Raw genomic sequence first — 13,463 nt, forward strand, 5'->3', positions numbered from 1 at the left:
CCCGCCATGCACGGTCCCGCCGAGAAGAAACTCCGCCCGGCCCGGACCAATGCCACCCGGCAGAAGCTCTTCGACGCGTCCATGGAGCTGATCGGCCAGCGTGGCGCAGCGGGTGTCACTGTGGACGAGATCGCCGCGGCGGCGGGCGTCTCCAAGGGCACTGTCTACTACAACTTCGGCAGCAAGTCGGACCTGATCGCGCAGCTGCTGCGGCACGGCGTGGAAATCCTGAAGGCACGCCTGCTTAGCGAGGCCGGGCATCCCGGGGCCGATCCACTGGTGGCCATGGAGGCAATGATCGGCCAGGCCATGGATTTTATGGACGATTACCCGTCCTTCGCCCGTTTGTGGGTGAGCGAAAACTGGCGGACTCCCAGCGAATGGCGGGACACGTTCGCGGTGCTCCGGTCTGAACTCCTGGCGGTCATCGGCGCGGCCATAGAGAACGTGGCTGCCGTCTATCCGGTGGACCAAACGGTCTCGCGGGGCAGCCTCGAAACGGCGATCTTTGGCGCCTGTTTTGTGGTGGGGCTTGACCGGCAGACCTACAACCCGGAACGCACCCGTGACCAAAGCGTTGCAGCAATCATGGCCATCATGCGCGGCTATGTCGTGAAGTAGCAGGATGATTGGACACATGCGCCACATGGGTAACAGCGGGAAGTTCGCCGTGATCGCGGCCGTCGCCGCCTTGGGCATGCTGGTGCTCACCGCCATCACCTTGGAAGAGGCCGTGATGGTCACGTTCCTGGCCCTGGTTACGCTGGCCTATGTTGCGGCCGTGGCGGAGGTACTGGCCCGGGGGCGCCACTTTGTATTGGTTGCCACGGCTGTGGGATCCAGCCTCACCATTGCCTTCTCCCTGGCCTTCGTCAGCACCTGGGAGCTGGCCTTCGCCGAGCAGTCGTCGATCTTCGGCACACCGCTCCCCACCGGGGATCCGGACAACTACTTCTACTGGGGTGGGGCCTCAGCGGTGGCCACGCTAGCGGTCCTGTTCCTTGGCGCAGTCTGGCCGGCGGGCAGGCGGTTGGGGACTGCCAAACGGAGGCCCTCGCCAGCCAAGCGGCGGCCCGCTTCCGGCACTGGCCGCACTGCTGCGCGGCGCCCGGCAACCGGAGCCACCGCGGCCCGGGGCGCGGCACCCCGGGGTGCCGCCACCGGTCAGCGCGCGTCAGGCTCCCGCGCGCCAGCCCGGATGCCAGCCTCAGCAGCCAAGCGGCCGTCGTCGTCCGCCTCCCCGGTCCGCAAACCGGCACCCAAACCGGGCACCAAGACGGGCGCCAAACCGGCGCCCCGCCGCTGACCGCGCCGCAGAACCTGCCGGCCCCGGCCGGCGAGCACGGCAGTCGCCACCCCGCCCAGGAGGAGCAATCCGCCAGCCAGTTCCGCCGGCGTGGGCACCTCCCCCAACGCCAGCCAGGCCGCGCTCATGCCCACCACGGGCACCAGCAGGGTAAAGGGCACCACGGCCGACGACGGATAGCTGGCCAGGAGCCGGTTCCAGATCCCATACCCCACCAGAGACGCGAAAATGGCTGTGTATAGCGCACTCAGGATCGTGGCCGGCTGGAGGTCTGCCAGCGTGCCGAACACCGCGTCCGGCCCGTCCACCAGCAGCGACAGCCCGGCTAGTGGCAGCGGAACCACTGCGCCGGACCAGACCACCAGCCCCAGCCCGGAGGCGGCCTTGGCCTTCCGCGCAGCGACGTTACCGGCCGCCCAGGACAGCGCGGCTCCCAGGACGATGATGAGCGGGAGCACCGGCGCCACGGCACTGCGGCCGACGGCCACTACGGCCAGCCCCGCAACGCCAAGAACGACGCCGGCCAGTTGGCTCCGGCTGGGGCGCTCGCGCAGGAACCCGGCGGCCAGGAGGACGGTGAGGAGCACCTGGGCCTGGAGGACCAGGGAGGCGAGGCCTGCCGGCATGCCCAGCGCCATGGCGAGGTAGAGGAGGCCGAACTGGCCCGCGCTCATAAAGACGCCGACGCCGATAATCGCCTTCCAGCTGACGTCAGGCTTCCTGATGAAGAAGATCCAGGGGAAGACCACCAAGAGGAACCGCATGGCCACAAACAGCAGCGGGGGAACCTCACGGCCGTTCGCATGCAGGCCGAAGTCGATGGCCACGAAGTTCAGGCCCCAGAGAACGGCGACCAAGGCAGCGAGGACGGAGTGTCGGAGATTCACGGTCCCACTCTTGCAGAACGGCAGATGAAGCACCAGCGTTGAATTCCGCGTCGAATCATGTACGTTTGCTTCATGATTGAGATTGGTTCGCTGCGGGCACTGGCGGCGATTGAACAGCACGGTTCGGTCATAGCGGCGTCGGAGGTGATGGGCTTCAGCCCGTCGGCCGTCTCCCAGCAGATCAAGAAGCTGGAGAAGCAGACCGGGTTCCCCGTCCTGGAACGCCGCGGCCGCGGGGTGCTGCTGACCGAGCGGGGGCTCACCCTGGCAGCGTACGGCCGGCGCATCCTATCGGAGCTCGAGGAACTGGAATCCACCCTGTTGGCGGATCCGGCCAAGCCCACCGGGCACCTCAGGGTTGTTTCCTTTTCCACTGCCTGCCGGGGCCTCGTGGGGCCACTGCTGGGACGGTTGGCTTCGTCCGGAGCGGACCTGGACCTCAGCGTGCTGGCCGAGGACCCGCGGGAAGCCGTGGCGCGGGTGGCCAACGGGGAGGCGGACCTGGGTGTGGTCCACAACTGGAACTCCGTCCCGCTGGTCATACCGGAGCACATGACCCTCGAATGGCTGTGCGAGGACGTTGCGGACGTCCTGGTGCACCGCGACCATCCCCTGGCAGTATGCGGCCAGGTGGAACCGGCGGACCTGGTGGACGAATGCTGGATCAGCACGCCGCACGGAGCCATCTGCAACGAGGCGCTGCTGAGGATCTTCGCCGACCTTGGCCGGGTGCCGGACATCAGGGTCTACGATCCAGACTTCGCAACCCACCTCGCACTGGTGGAGCAGGGAGCCGTGGTGGCGCTGGTCCCCCGCCTCGGCCGGCCCGCACTGCCTGCGGACGTCGTCGCCCTGCCCCTGGTCAACCCCACGCAGGTCAGGCAGGTGGGCATCGTGTACCGCCGCACCATGGCGGCCAGCCCGGGCATCCAGCACGTCGCCGGACTGCTGCGGGAGGTCGCCGGTTCCCTTGGGGTCAGCGAGTCCCATGAGGTCGGTAGGTCCCATGGGGTCACTGGATCCCGTGGCGTTAGTGGGCTCGCGGGACTTTGAACTTGGTCAGCCGGGCGTCCTGCCCGTCCAGCTCGGCCCAGGATTTTTCCGTTTCCAGCACCGTGAGGGCGCTGGTGGGGTAACGTGTGGCGGCGTCCATGTAGGCGTCGTGGTTTGAGTCCCGTGAGGCCAGGTGCATGGCGAGGTCCTGGACGCCAGGCATATGCGAGATGAGCATCAGCGTGGTGACGGTGTCAGGCACGTGGTTGACCACGGCGAGCATCCGCAGCGCAGAGGCGGCGTAGAGGCCGTCCTCAAGTTTCGGCGTCGGGGCCTTGTCCCCCAGTTCTGAGCACACCCAGGTGCAGGTCTGGCGGGTGCGGAGCGCACTGGAACACAGGATGAAGTCCGGGAGGATGCCGTGTTTGACCAGCCACTTGCCGGCAAGAGGCGCCTCGCGGTGCCCCCGTTCCTCAAGCGGGCGCTCATGATCCGCCACACCGCCGGGCCAGTCGGACTTGGCGTGCCGCATGATCACCAAGCGTTTGATGTGGTGGTCGCTCATCCCCCAAGCCTAGACCCGCAAGACCCACGGCGCCGCCCGTCACGCCCAGCGGACTGTTGGCCGCACCAACAGTCCCGGCCCGCGGAATGACGGGCCAGAGCCGCGGTCAGGACGCCAAAAGCATGCTCCCCGTGACACCCCGGCTGGGCCGCACCGCCGTCGAACCATAGCCGCGGAGGCCAACACTCGCGAGCACGGACGCACGAAAGCGGCATTTCGCGTAGTGCCGCATCGCCGGGGCCCACGCCGCCAGGGTTCCCTGGCCGAGCTTGCGAGGCGAGGGAGGCGGTGGGGAGGAACGAAGGAGGTGTCTAAGGCACGGCGAAATGCCGCTTTGGTGCGTCGCTGAAGGGCTAGATCGAGTATTCCGGAGCGGCCCAGACAATAACTTCGGGGTGCTCGTAGAAGCGGTAGCCCTGGCCGCGGACGGTACGGACGGTGTTGGCGAGGCGGCCCAGCTTGGAGCGGAGACGGCGGATGTGGACGTCGATGGTGCGTTCGTTGGGGACTTCCTCGGCGTTGCGCCACAGGCCCTCAAGCAGTTCATCGCGGCCAACCGTGCGGGTGCCGTTTTCCACCAGGTAGTTCAGGAGTTCGAATTCCTTGAAGGTCAGGTTCAGGGATTCGCCGTCAAGGTGGACTTCGCGGCGGGCGAGGTCGATCAGGACGCCGGACGGGCGCGGGTCCTGAGGCTGCTGCAGCCGGGCAGTCTCGGTGCGCTTCTGCGCGTTCACGGTGGGGTCACCAAAGGTGGAACGGACGACGTCGAGCGCGGAACCGGGGGTGCCGGCCGGGGCCACGGCCACGGCCGCGTAGCTTTCAGCACCAGTCACGAGTGACTGTGCGTAAGCGCGGATTTCCTGGGCAAGCTTGGCAATGGAGGTTCCGGCAGCCGCTGCGGTCTCCTCGTTGATGCCCATGTAGAGGACAAATCCGCGGGCCACGGTGTCATTGGCGACCGGGCGGACAGCGTTGGGTCCCGCGATAACCGGAGTGGGCGCGGTCAGCGGCGCGGCTTCGGCAGGCTGGACCGCGCGGAGCTGTCCGTAGGAACTGGGGTTGTAGCCCTGGGGTGCGTAGCCGGGAGCAGGAAAGCTGGCTCCGGGGGCAGCCGGGGCGAATGCCGGTCGGGCACCGAACCCCTGGCGGAGGCCGGAAGCCTGGCCGGCCTTGCCTGCGTTACGGACGGAGATGTGGACGTATCCAGATGCAACTGACATGAATGCTTACCTCAATGTGAATGGCCGTCATCGCGGCTCGAATGCTGGTTGTCCCCGCAATGAAATCTGGGGATGGCGCCCTACGCTGGGCTGGGGGCGAATGCCTAAGAACTTCGCGGGGTCTGAAGATCAGGCGTGCATTCGACAACAGCGCATGTCGGCAGCAGCGGATGTGCTGGGCCAATATTCTGCGGCTGCAGGTGCTGTTGAGTTCTTGTTCACAATTGAAAGTGTGCAACGTAACAATGAGAACTTGCAAGTAACAATGGGTGCAACGTTCCGCATACTGAGACAAAATGCAGATTTGTGTTACAGATCACCATTCTGATTTGGCGGCAAAATAGGAGTTGTTGTCCGCCAAGGGTGCGCAAATGGCCCTCTCCGGCGAACAATGTTCGCCCTTTCGCCATACCAAGACCTTGAAATTCACCGGCCAATGACTTGCCGAGATTCCCTGCTGGGTTTTGCCGCCTGTCCAGCGGAGAAGGCGGCCGCCTGCGGATGGTCGGCGTCCCGCCCGGCCACCCAGATCGCCCATCCAGCTCGCTAGGCTGGGATTCACAGCGTGCGCACAGGAACCCCATAGCGCGGGCTAACCGATTGATCGGAGAGTTGTCCCATGGCCACTTCGCACTCCATGACCAACAACCTTCCGCAACTGACCCACCCGGACGGCTCCCCCATCCGAGCCTTGGTGGTTGACGACGAGCCCAGCCTTTCCGAGCTCATGAGCATGGGGCTGCGCATGGTCGGCTGGCATGTTGCCGTGGCTTCGGATGGCCCGGAGGCCGTCAAGCTTGCCAAGGAGTTCCGCCCGGACGTCCTGGTGCTGGACGTGATGCTGCCAGGGTTCGACGGCGTTGAGTTGCTGGGCAGGATCCGTGCCTTCGCGCCCGAGGTACCTGCGCTTTTCCTGACTGCCAAGGACGCTGTCCAGGACAGGATCGTGGGCCTGGCGGCCGGCGGGGACGACTACGTGACCAAGCCGTTCAGCATGGAAGAGGTCCTGCTGCGGCTGCACCGCCTTGTCCAGCGCTCCGGCGTTGCCGCGATGGACACTGCCGAACTTGCGGTGGGCGATCTTGTCCTCAACATCGACACCCGCGAAGTGACCCGTGCGGGCGACGCCCTCCAGCTCACCGCCACCCAGTTCGAGCTGCTCCGGTACCTCATGGAGAACCCCAAACGCGTCATCAGCAAAGCCCAGATCCTGGACCGCGTCTGGAACTACGACTTCGGCGGCCAGGCCAACATTGTGGAGCTCTACATCTCCTACCTGCGCAAGAAAGTGGATGCAGTGCACCCGCCCATGATCCATACCGTGCGGGGCGCCGGCTACGTCATCAAGCCGGCTGAGTAGCAGCTCGATGTCCTCGCCGCGAGCAACCCCAGCGCCAGCCCGGAGCTGGCTGAAACCGGACACCTGGCATCTGCGCACGCGCCTGATCCTGTTGGCCATGGCCCTGCTGGTGGCCATCTGCGGCGCCGTGGGGCTGTTCAGTTACGCCTCCATGGATTCCTTTCTCACCGGGCAGCTGGATGAACAGCTGAGCCAGGCCGCCAAACGGTCGAACGATCCGGGCCGCCCGCCCCTGGGCGGATTCAACGGCAGGCCGGACCCGCTTGACTCCCGCGGGCAGAGTGTCGGAACGCTGAATGCGCGGATCCTGGACGGCCAGATCCCCAGTGGCGGTTTCCTGGACTCGGACACCACGCGTCTGGCCCTCGACGCCGAAGACAAGCAGACCCTGCTGGCGCTGACGCGGAACGGCCTTCCCGTGAACCGCTCGCTGTCCAACGGGGATTACCGGATTGTGGCCGTGGAAACCGGCTACGGCGATGTCCTTGTCACGGGCCTTCCGCTCGCTGCCAAGGAGAGTACTTTGGCATCGCTGGTCTGGACTTTTGTGTTCGTTTCCCTGGGCGGCCTGGCGCTGATCGGACTGGCAGGAACTGTGCTGATCCGGCGCACCATGAAGCCGCTGGAGCAGCTTTCCGAGGTTGCAACCCGTGTGGCCAGGCTGCCGCTGGACGCGGGCGAGGTGGCACTCGCGGTGCGCGTCCCGCCGTCGAACTCCAATCCCGGAACCGAAGTGGGCAGCGTAGGGCACGCCCTCAATCTCATGCTGGACAACGTCGCCAGCGCACTCGAGGCGCGGCAGCGGAGCGAGACCAAGGTGCGGCAGTTCGTAGCCGATGCTTCCCATGAGCTGCGCACGCCGCTGACTGCCATCCGCGGGTACACGGAGCTGATGCGGATGACCGAGAGCTTCACGCCGGACGGCCGGAAATCCCTGGCCCGGGTCCAAAGCCAGTCCGAACGCATGACCACCCTGGTGGAGGATCTGCTCCTGCTCGCCCGGCTCGATGAGGGCCAGCCCCTGAAGCTCAGCGAAGTTGACCTCACACAACTCGTGATCGAAACCGTCAGTGACGAGAAGGTCATCGCCCCGGACCACCACTGGCGCCTTGAACTGCCTGACCAGCCGCTCGCCGTCACGGGTGATGCGTCCCAACTGCGTCAGGTGCTTGTCAACCTGCTATCCAATGCGCGCAAGCACACGCCGCCGGGGACCACCGTGGTCACCGCTGTCACGAAGTCTGCCAATGGCGACGCAGCGGTGACGGTAACGGACGACGGCGGGGGCATCCCTGCGGAACTCGTTGACCACGTTTTCTCCCGGTTTGCCCGCGCAGACGCGGCGCGCAAGGGTACAGCGCCGGCCTCGGGCGCCGGGGCCTCCGAAGGCACTAGTGGCTTGGGCCTGTCCATTGTCCAGTCGATCATGGAGGCCCACGGCGGTAGCGTGGAGGTGACATCGCGGGCCGGACGGACCGAGGTCGCGTTACTCTTCCCTACCGGCGCGCTCGCGCGACCCACTGACGCCCGGGCCCAGCAAGGCGACACACCGTCGTCGTGATTCCTGTTACCAAAATGTGACTTAAGCGTCCAGCTCCTGTAGCGTCGATGACGTGTGGTTCCCGTTGGGCCGCATATCCGGATGACGCCAAGCTCTGCCGCTTCCCGGATTCCGTTTTCAGAGGCAGAGGCGGGGGACCCACCGTCCCGGGCACCAAGTGCCCTTTGGGGTTAAGCCAACACGTGATTGTGCCGTGTGGCCGGATGCCCTCATCCGAACCCGACAGCTAACTCCGCAGGTGTGAGAGGCGATCCATCATGTCTGAATTCAAGGTACAAACGCGCCCGCAGGGCGACACAAAGTCCGACAGCCACCGCAAGCAGTCCCGCTTCGGTGCAGCTATGTCCCCACTGTCCAAGGCGGCCCGGATTCCCTCCGTGGGCCAGCGCGTCGCGGTGTTCGCGACGGCATGCGCCCTGCTGGTCGGCGTCAGCGCCGCAGCACACGCTTCCGAGTCTGCGTCGCTTGCGGCCAGCGCGGACCAGGCCGCCGAAGAAGCCAGCGCCCAGTCGAAGCTGAGCTTCGAGGCAGCCGAGATCCAGCCCCCGGCCTCCCCGGAAGCTGCGCCGGCCGAGATCAACGTCGCGCCCCAGGCCGCCGAACCGGCACCTGCCCCGGCCCCGGAGCCCGCTCCGGCCCCGGCTCCGGAACCTGCACCCACGCCCGTTGTGGCCGTCAACGACCCCGCAGGAGCGCAGGCCTACGCTGCTGGCCAGCTGGCGACGTACGGCTGGTCCGCTGACCAGATGCAGTGCCTGCAGACGCTGTGGACCAAGGAATCCGAATGGACCACCACGGCCACCAACGCCAGCAGCGGCGCGTACGGCATCGTCCAGTCATTGCCCGCTGAGAAGATGGCGAGCGCCGGCGCGGACTACGTCACCAACTACCGCACGCAGATCAACTGGGGCCTGAACTACATCCAGGAGCGCTACCAGTCACCGTGCGGCGCGCTGAACTTCCACCTGTCGCACAACTGGTACTAGGCCGACTGAGCCTCGCCGGCAGCCGCGGCGCTGAGCTGCGCCGGCGGATTACGAAGGTGATCCGCCGGCGTCAAAGCCGGAAAGAAATGAGTTGCCGTCCCGCGGCGTCCGTTTCCACGGAGGCGGTTACGGCGCGGTAATCCGCGATATGCAGCACGCCTGCCGGCAATTCGCCCGCATTCGGACCCACGGCCACCGTCCGGATACCCGCAGCAACGCCTGCCGCGATTCCGGCGGGCGCATCCTCGAACACCACGGCGTCCTCCGGTTCCACGCCCAGCAGCCCGGCGGCCATCAGATAGCCCTCCGGGTGCGGCTTGCCCCGTGTGACCAGGTCCGCCGTCACGGCCGTGGCCGGCATGTCCAGCCCGGCAGCGTCCATGCGGATGTCCGCCAGGGTCCTGTCCGCTGAAGTCACCAGCGCCACTGCCTGAGCCGGGAGGCTGCGAAGCAGGTCGGCAGCCCCCGGCAACGCGACGATACCGGCCGTCCGCACCCGTTCCATCGCACCCAGTTCCTCGGTGAGGGCCGCGACGTCCGCTCCCCCCGGCGCGAACCGGCGTACGGTATCGGCAGCCTGGACGCCGTGCGAAGTGCGCAGGATTTCGGCGACGTCCAGGCCGTACCGGGCCGCGAATTCTCCCCAGACCTCCTCCACTACTGCCGTGGAGTCCACCAGCGTGCCGTCCATATCGAAAAGGACGGCCCGGCAGGTCAGTGTTCGTGTGGCGGCAGGTGTGGGGATGTTCATGCTGCCTATTTTGCCCCAGGCGTCACCGGCTTAGGCGTCACGGCCCGGGATGTACTGCACCGCCCACTTGTTTCCGTCGGGATCCGCGAAGTAGACGAAGTGCCCCCAGCCCTGGATGTCTATGTCGCTGACCTCCACACCGTTGCCCTTGAGGTGGTCGTGGGCAGCCTGGATGTCGCTGACCACCATCTGCAGGCTTGGGGCCGTACCCGGAGGGGCGACATTGAGGCCCTCGCCAATACAAATGGAGCAGGCGGATCCCGGCGGGGTCAGCTGGACGAAGCGGATGCCATCCATGGGTCACTCGTCGAAATCCGGGTTGAATCCAACTTTGCTGACGTAGAAATCCTTGGCGCGGTCCACGTCGGATACGGGCACAAAAACGAGTTCAAGCTTCCAGTCCATGCGCCACAGGCTAACGGCGGCGGCAGAAAAGCGGAAGACCTGAAATCCGAAGCAGCCCCGAATTAGCCGGCGATGCCGTACAGGCGGTCGCCGGCGTCGCCGAGCCCGGGAACGATGTAGGACTTCTCGTCGAGCCGTTCGTCAATGGAGGCCAGCACGATGGTCACGTTGGCCTCGGCAAGTTCCTCTTCGAGCTTGGCCAGGCCTTCCGGCGCGGCCAGGAGGCAAATGCACGTGACGTCGGAGGCGCCGCGCTTGAACAGGAACTTGATGGCTTCGCGCAGGGTTCCGCCTGTGGCAAGCATCGGATCCAGCACAAAGATCTGCCGGTCCGTCAGGTCTTCCGGGAGCCGCTCCGCGTAGGTGATGATGTCCAGGGTTTCTTCGTCGCGGGCCATGCCCAGGAAACCCACTTCAGCAGTGGGGACCAGCTTGGTCATGCCCTCAAGCATGCCGAGCCCGGCGCGCAGGATGGGGACCACCAGAGGCGTGGGCTTGGTGAAAGCGGTGCCCACAGTGGTGCTGACCGGCGTCTCGATGGTGACCGGCTGGGTGCGGACCTCACGGGTGGCTTCGTAGGCCAGGAGGGTCACCAGCTCTTCCGTCAACTGCCGGAAGACCGGTGACGGAGTGTTCTTGTCCCGCAGGACGGTGAGCTTATGGGCGACCAGCGGGTGGTCCACAACGAGAGTGCGCATGCGTCAAAACTATCACCCGCGCGGAGGGCCTCCGGCCGGGAATCAGCTCGACGGATCCTCCCGCAGGGCGGGGTGTTCGAACGTGGGTGCCGGGCCCGCGTGCTCGCGTTTCCGCAGCACATGGAACAGCCGGTGCGCCAGGATCACGATGCCCACCCAGGCAAGGCCCAGGAACCAGCCGGCCATCACATCGGTCAGCCAGTGGTGGCCCAGGAACACCCGGCTCAGGCCCATCGCGATGATGAAGATCACCCCGGCGGTGATGGCTGTGATGCGCGCCCACAGCATTTCGAACTGGAGGCACATGACGTACACCAGGACACCGATCACCACCGTCGTATTCAGGGTGTGGCCGCTCGGGAAGGACGGCGAAGTCTCGTACGGAGGGACAGCTTCGGCGTGGTCCGGGCGGGTGCGGCCCACCAGCCGCTTGCCCACCGTGGTGGCCAGCGTGGAGACGGCCGCGGCGCCGCCCACCAGGACGATGGGCCGCCAGGTCCGGCTTAGGAACGTGAGCCAGGCTGTCAGGATGCTGGCCAGGATGGGCATGCCGATGCCCCCGCCGATGTTGGTGAAAGCCGTCACCCCGGCATCCAGTGCGGGGTTCCGAAGGCCCTGGGACAGCTCCAGCGCGGGCAGGTCCAGGGCGGCCAGTCCCTCTTCATCCACCACGTTGTTGTAGACCTCGGCACCCAGGAGCGCCATGGTGACCACCAAGGCGCCGCCCACCATCATGGTGAGCCACAGCGCGGCATATGGTTTGAACCATTGGCCCAGACGGTCCCTGAATGTGTCCACTATGCCTCCCGGCGTCCATGCTTTGCAGGCTGGATATCCTTCGAAACTATCATTGAGCCATGGTCGCCGCAGAAAAGATCCACCTCGAATGGATGGGTCTTGCCCTGAACGAAGCCCAGCGCGCGCTGGACACCGAGGATGTGCCCATCGGCGCCGTCGTGATAGGGCCCGACGGCGCCGTCCTGGGGTCTGGACGAAACCAGCGGGAAGACCTGGGAGACCCCACCGCCCACGCCGAGGTGATGGCCATCCGCCAGGCGGCGGACAGGTTGCGTGCCTTGTCCAAGCTCGACGGCGGCGCCGGGGACGGCTGGCGGCTGGCGGACTGCACGCTGGTGGTCACTCTGGAGCCGTGCGCCATGTGCGCCGGCGCGGTGGTCCTGGCCAGGATTCCCCGAGTGGTCTTCGGTGCCTGGGATGAGAAAGCCGGAGCGGCGGGCTCGGTATTCGATATCCTCCGCGACCGCCGGCTCAACCACTGGGTTGAGGTGTACGGCGGGGTCAGGGAAGAGGAGTGCGGTGCGGTTCTCAGGGACTTCTTCGCAGCGCACCGCAGCCGGCTGTAACGGGTCGTAGGGGGCTGCAATTTGTCTCGGGCCTGCTGTAGCGCTCTCACCTGCCTGCACGACTCTCAGCCTGCGGCATCCAGGGCGTCGATCCTGTCCTGGCGCGAGGCCGGCGAGTCCAGGCTGAACGAGCGGAAGTCCCCCAGTTCGTCCCGGATCCAGGCCTCTACCTCGGCGATGCGCCGGGATACTGCGGGTGTGGCCCCGTCAAAGAGCCAATAGACAATCCGTGATTTCCTGGGATCGTATTGCCACAGCCCGATGATCCGGCCGCGGTCGAAGATGGGATGGTCCGGCAGGTCAGCCTGCAACGCCAACGTGGACCCCAGGACCTGCTTTCCCTTGTCCTCCTCGGCAAACAGCTCCCCCGAGTTCCTGCGGAGCAGGACCAACGAATCCGTGCCGGCCAGCAGCTGAATCTGTTCCTCCGCCGGCGCCTCGAACGACGCAAGCCGCCCGACGTCGTCGGGCATCATCCACAGCACCTCACCGTTGGCGGTGGGAACCTCCACTGCCCCAGTGGCGGCCAACGCTGCCTTCGTGTGGGCCAGGGTGAACCCGGTGAACCATTGCGACTGCTTGACCGTGGCACCGCCAGTCCAGCCGAGATAGCGCTGCAGCAGGAGGCTGCGGGCGGCGTCGTCGTCCATGGCGGTGGGCGGCAAACCCCACAGTGTGTAGGCGTAGCGCTGCTGATCCAGCCGGCCGTTGGCGGGCACGCGCCGTATCCGGCCGTCCGCCTGGAGGAGGCCCAAGGCCGTGGGCAACGTGGTGGCGGCGCCCTTCTTTTTGCCCTCCTCGCCGAGGTTCCGGACCGAATCGCCCAGGAGATCCTTGAGCTGTTTGGGGTCCAGCGGGTTGCCGGCCTCGGCGAGGGCGTGGAGGATCTCCTCCTCCAGCAGCGTGATCTCGCCGCGCTCGACGCCCATTCTTGCCAGCACACGGAACGGCGCCACGGCGGCGTCCCGGCCGATCTGGAGGCCCCACGCAAAGTCACCCTGTCCCAGCACATAGGTGCAGCCGCGGGCGGTGGGCAACTCATGGATGTTCAGCGACAGGACGTCGGCATCCGCCTGCGCGCGGCTAGTGCCGGCGCGGGCAAAGAGCGTGAGGTACGGGTTGGCGCCGCCGACGGAACGGGCCCAGCCCGCTCTGCTAAACACGTCGGCGGCATCCGCGCCCTGCAGGGAGCCGTCGAGGCCCTGCTTATGCCAGGCCCATGCCCTGAGGAGCTCCGGAGTGAGCACCTGCGGATCCGGGGCATCTTGGCTCAGGGCTTGTGGGGTCCCGGCTTGTGGGATCACGGCTTGTGGGATCACGGCTTGTGGGGTCAATACGGCGGCGGAGGTCGGGAGCGTGGTCATGGC

General features: G+C 66.4%; 13 protein-coding genes, 1 pseudogene and 1 riboswitch. Of the genes and pseudogenes, 6 read left to right on the top strand and 8 right to left on the bottom strand.

Features of this window, described 5'->3' with window-relative positions; genetic code table 11:
- Window positions 1–6: 6 nt before the first annotated feature.
- Window positions 7–621: a TetR/AcrR family transcriptional regulator gene (locus NG697_RS07480; protein ID WP_252614010.1), complete on the top strand. Its 615-nt coding sequence runs from the start codon at window positions 7–9 to the stop codon at window positions 619–621.
- Window positions 622–1,164: 543 nt separating this feature from the next.
- On the opposite strand, the gene NG697_RS07485 is transcribed toward NG697_RS07480, so the two are convergent.
- Window positions 1,165–2,193 carry an EamA family transporter gene (locus NG697_RS07485; RefSeq protein ID WP_252613934.1) on the bottom strand — a complete coding sequence of 343 codons (1,029 nt, stop codon included), beginning with the start codon at window positions 2,191–2,193 and terminating at the stop codon, window positions 1,165–1,167.
- Window positions 2,194–2,265: 72 nt separating this feature from the next.
- Between NG697_RS07485 and NG697_RS07490 the strand changes: the two genes are divergently transcribed.
- Window positions 2,266–3,246, top strand: coding sequence for a LysR family transcriptional regulator (locus NG697_RS07490; protein WP_252613935.1), 981 nt, complete (start codon window positions 2,266–2,268; stop codon window positions 3,244–3,246).
- On the opposite strand, the gene NG697_RS07495 is transcribed toward NG697_RS07490, so the two are convergent.
- Window positions 3,224–3,751, bottom strand: a complete 528-nt coding sequence (locus tag NG697_RS07495; RefSeq protein WP_056342603.1) for a SixA phosphatase family protein — start codon at window positions 3,749–3,751, stop codon at window positions 3,224–3,226. The genes NG697_RS07490 and NG697_RS07495 overlap by 23 nt on opposite strands.
- 353 nt (window positions 3,752–4,104) lie before the next feature.
- A complete protein-coding gene (locus NG697_RS07500) occupies window positions 4,105–4,971 on the bottom strand; it encodes a winged helix-turn-helix domain-containing protein (protein WP_252599758.1) in 867 nt (288 codons plus the stop codon).
- Window positions 4,972–5,590: 619 nt separating this feature from the next.
- Here NG697_RS07500 and NG697_RS07505 point away from each other — a divergent pair.
- The 3 genes from NG697_RS07505 (at window position 5,591) to NG697_RS07515 (ending at window position 8,878) form a co-directional block, all read left to right on the top strand.
- On the top strand, window positions 5,591–6,331 hold the full coding sequence (locus NG697_RS07505) for a response regulator transcription factor (RefSeq protein WP_252613936.1): 741 nt from the start codon (window positions 5,591–5,593) through the stop codon (window positions 6,329–6,331).
- A 7-nt stretch (window positions 6,332–6,338) separates the two neighbouring features.
- The gene (locus NG697_RS07510) at window positions 6,339–7,892 is read left to right on the top strand and encodes a sensor histidine kinase (RefSeq protein ID WP_252613937.1); all 1,554 of its coding nucleotides are present in this window, start codon (window positions 6,339–6,341) and stop codon (window positions 7,890–7,892) included.
- A 99-nt stretch (window positions 7,893–7,991) separates the two neighbouring features.
- Window positions 7,992–8,144: riboswitch (cyclic di-AMP (ydaO/yuaA leader) on the top strand.
- Window positions 8,145–8,149: 5 nt separating this feature from the next.
- The gene (locus tag NG697_RS07515) at window positions 8,150–8,878 is read left to right on the top strand and encodes an aggregation-promoting factor C-terminal-like domain-containing protein (protein WP_252599761.1); all 729 of its coding nucleotides are present in this window, start codon (window positions 8,150–8,152) and stop codon (window positions 8,876–8,878) included.
- 70 nt (window positions 8,879–8,948) lie between these two features.
- On the opposite strand, the gene NG697_RS07520 is transcribed toward NG697_RS07515, so the two are convergent.
- The 4 genes and pseudogenes from NG697_RS07520 to NG697_RS07535 form a co-directional block, all read right to left on the bottom strand.
- Window positions 8,949–9,629 (bottom strand): HAD-IA family hydrolase, encoded by a 681-nt coding sequence (locus NG697_RS07520; RefSeq protein ID WP_252599762.1) that lies wholly within the window; start codon window positions 9,627–9,629, stop codon window positions 8,949–8,951.
- A 30-nt stretch (window positions 9,630–9,659) separates the two neighbouring features.
- Window positions 9,660–10,034 (bottom strand): annotated as a pseudogene (locus NG697_RS07525) (VOC family protein).
- A 62-nt stretch (window positions 10,035–10,096) separates the two neighbouring features.
- Entirely contained in the window at window positions 10,097–10,732 is a 636-nt protein-coding gene (gene upp, locus NG697_RS07530; protein WP_056342624.1) for a uracil phosphoribosyltransferase, read from the bottom strand.
- A gap of 42 nt (window positions 10,733–10,774) precedes the next feature.
- A complete protein-coding gene (locus tag NG697_RS07535) occupies window positions 10,775–11,467 on the bottom strand; it encodes a phosphatase PAP2 family protein (protein WP_374209908.1) in 693 nt (230 codons plus the stop codon).
- A gap of 122 nt (window positions 11,468–11,589) precedes the next feature.
- On the opposite strand from NG697_RS07535, the gene tadA reads away from it, so the two are divergent.
- Window positions 11,590–12,096, top strand: a complete 507-nt coding sequence (gene tadA / locus NG697_RS07540; RefSeq protein WP_252599764.1) for a tRNA adenosine(34) deaminase TadA — start codon at window positions 11,590–11,592, stop codon at window positions 12,094–12,096.
- 65 nt (window positions 12,097–12,161) lie between these two features.
- Here tadA and NG697_RS07545 read toward each other — a convergent pair whose 3' ends face one another.
- A complete protein-coding gene (locus NG697_RS07545) occupies window positions 12,162–13,460 on the bottom strand; it encodes a DNA glycosylase AlkZ-like family protein (protein WP_252613938.1) in 1,299 nt (432 codons plus the stop codon).
- Window positions 13,461–13,463: the final 3 nt, after the last annotated feature.

The sequence above is a fragment of the Pseudarthrobacter raffinosi genome (assembly GCF_023913835.1).
Taxonomy (GTDB): Bacteria; Actinomycetota; Actinomycetes; order Actinomycetales; family Micrococcaceae; genus Arthrobacter; species Arthrobacter raffinosi.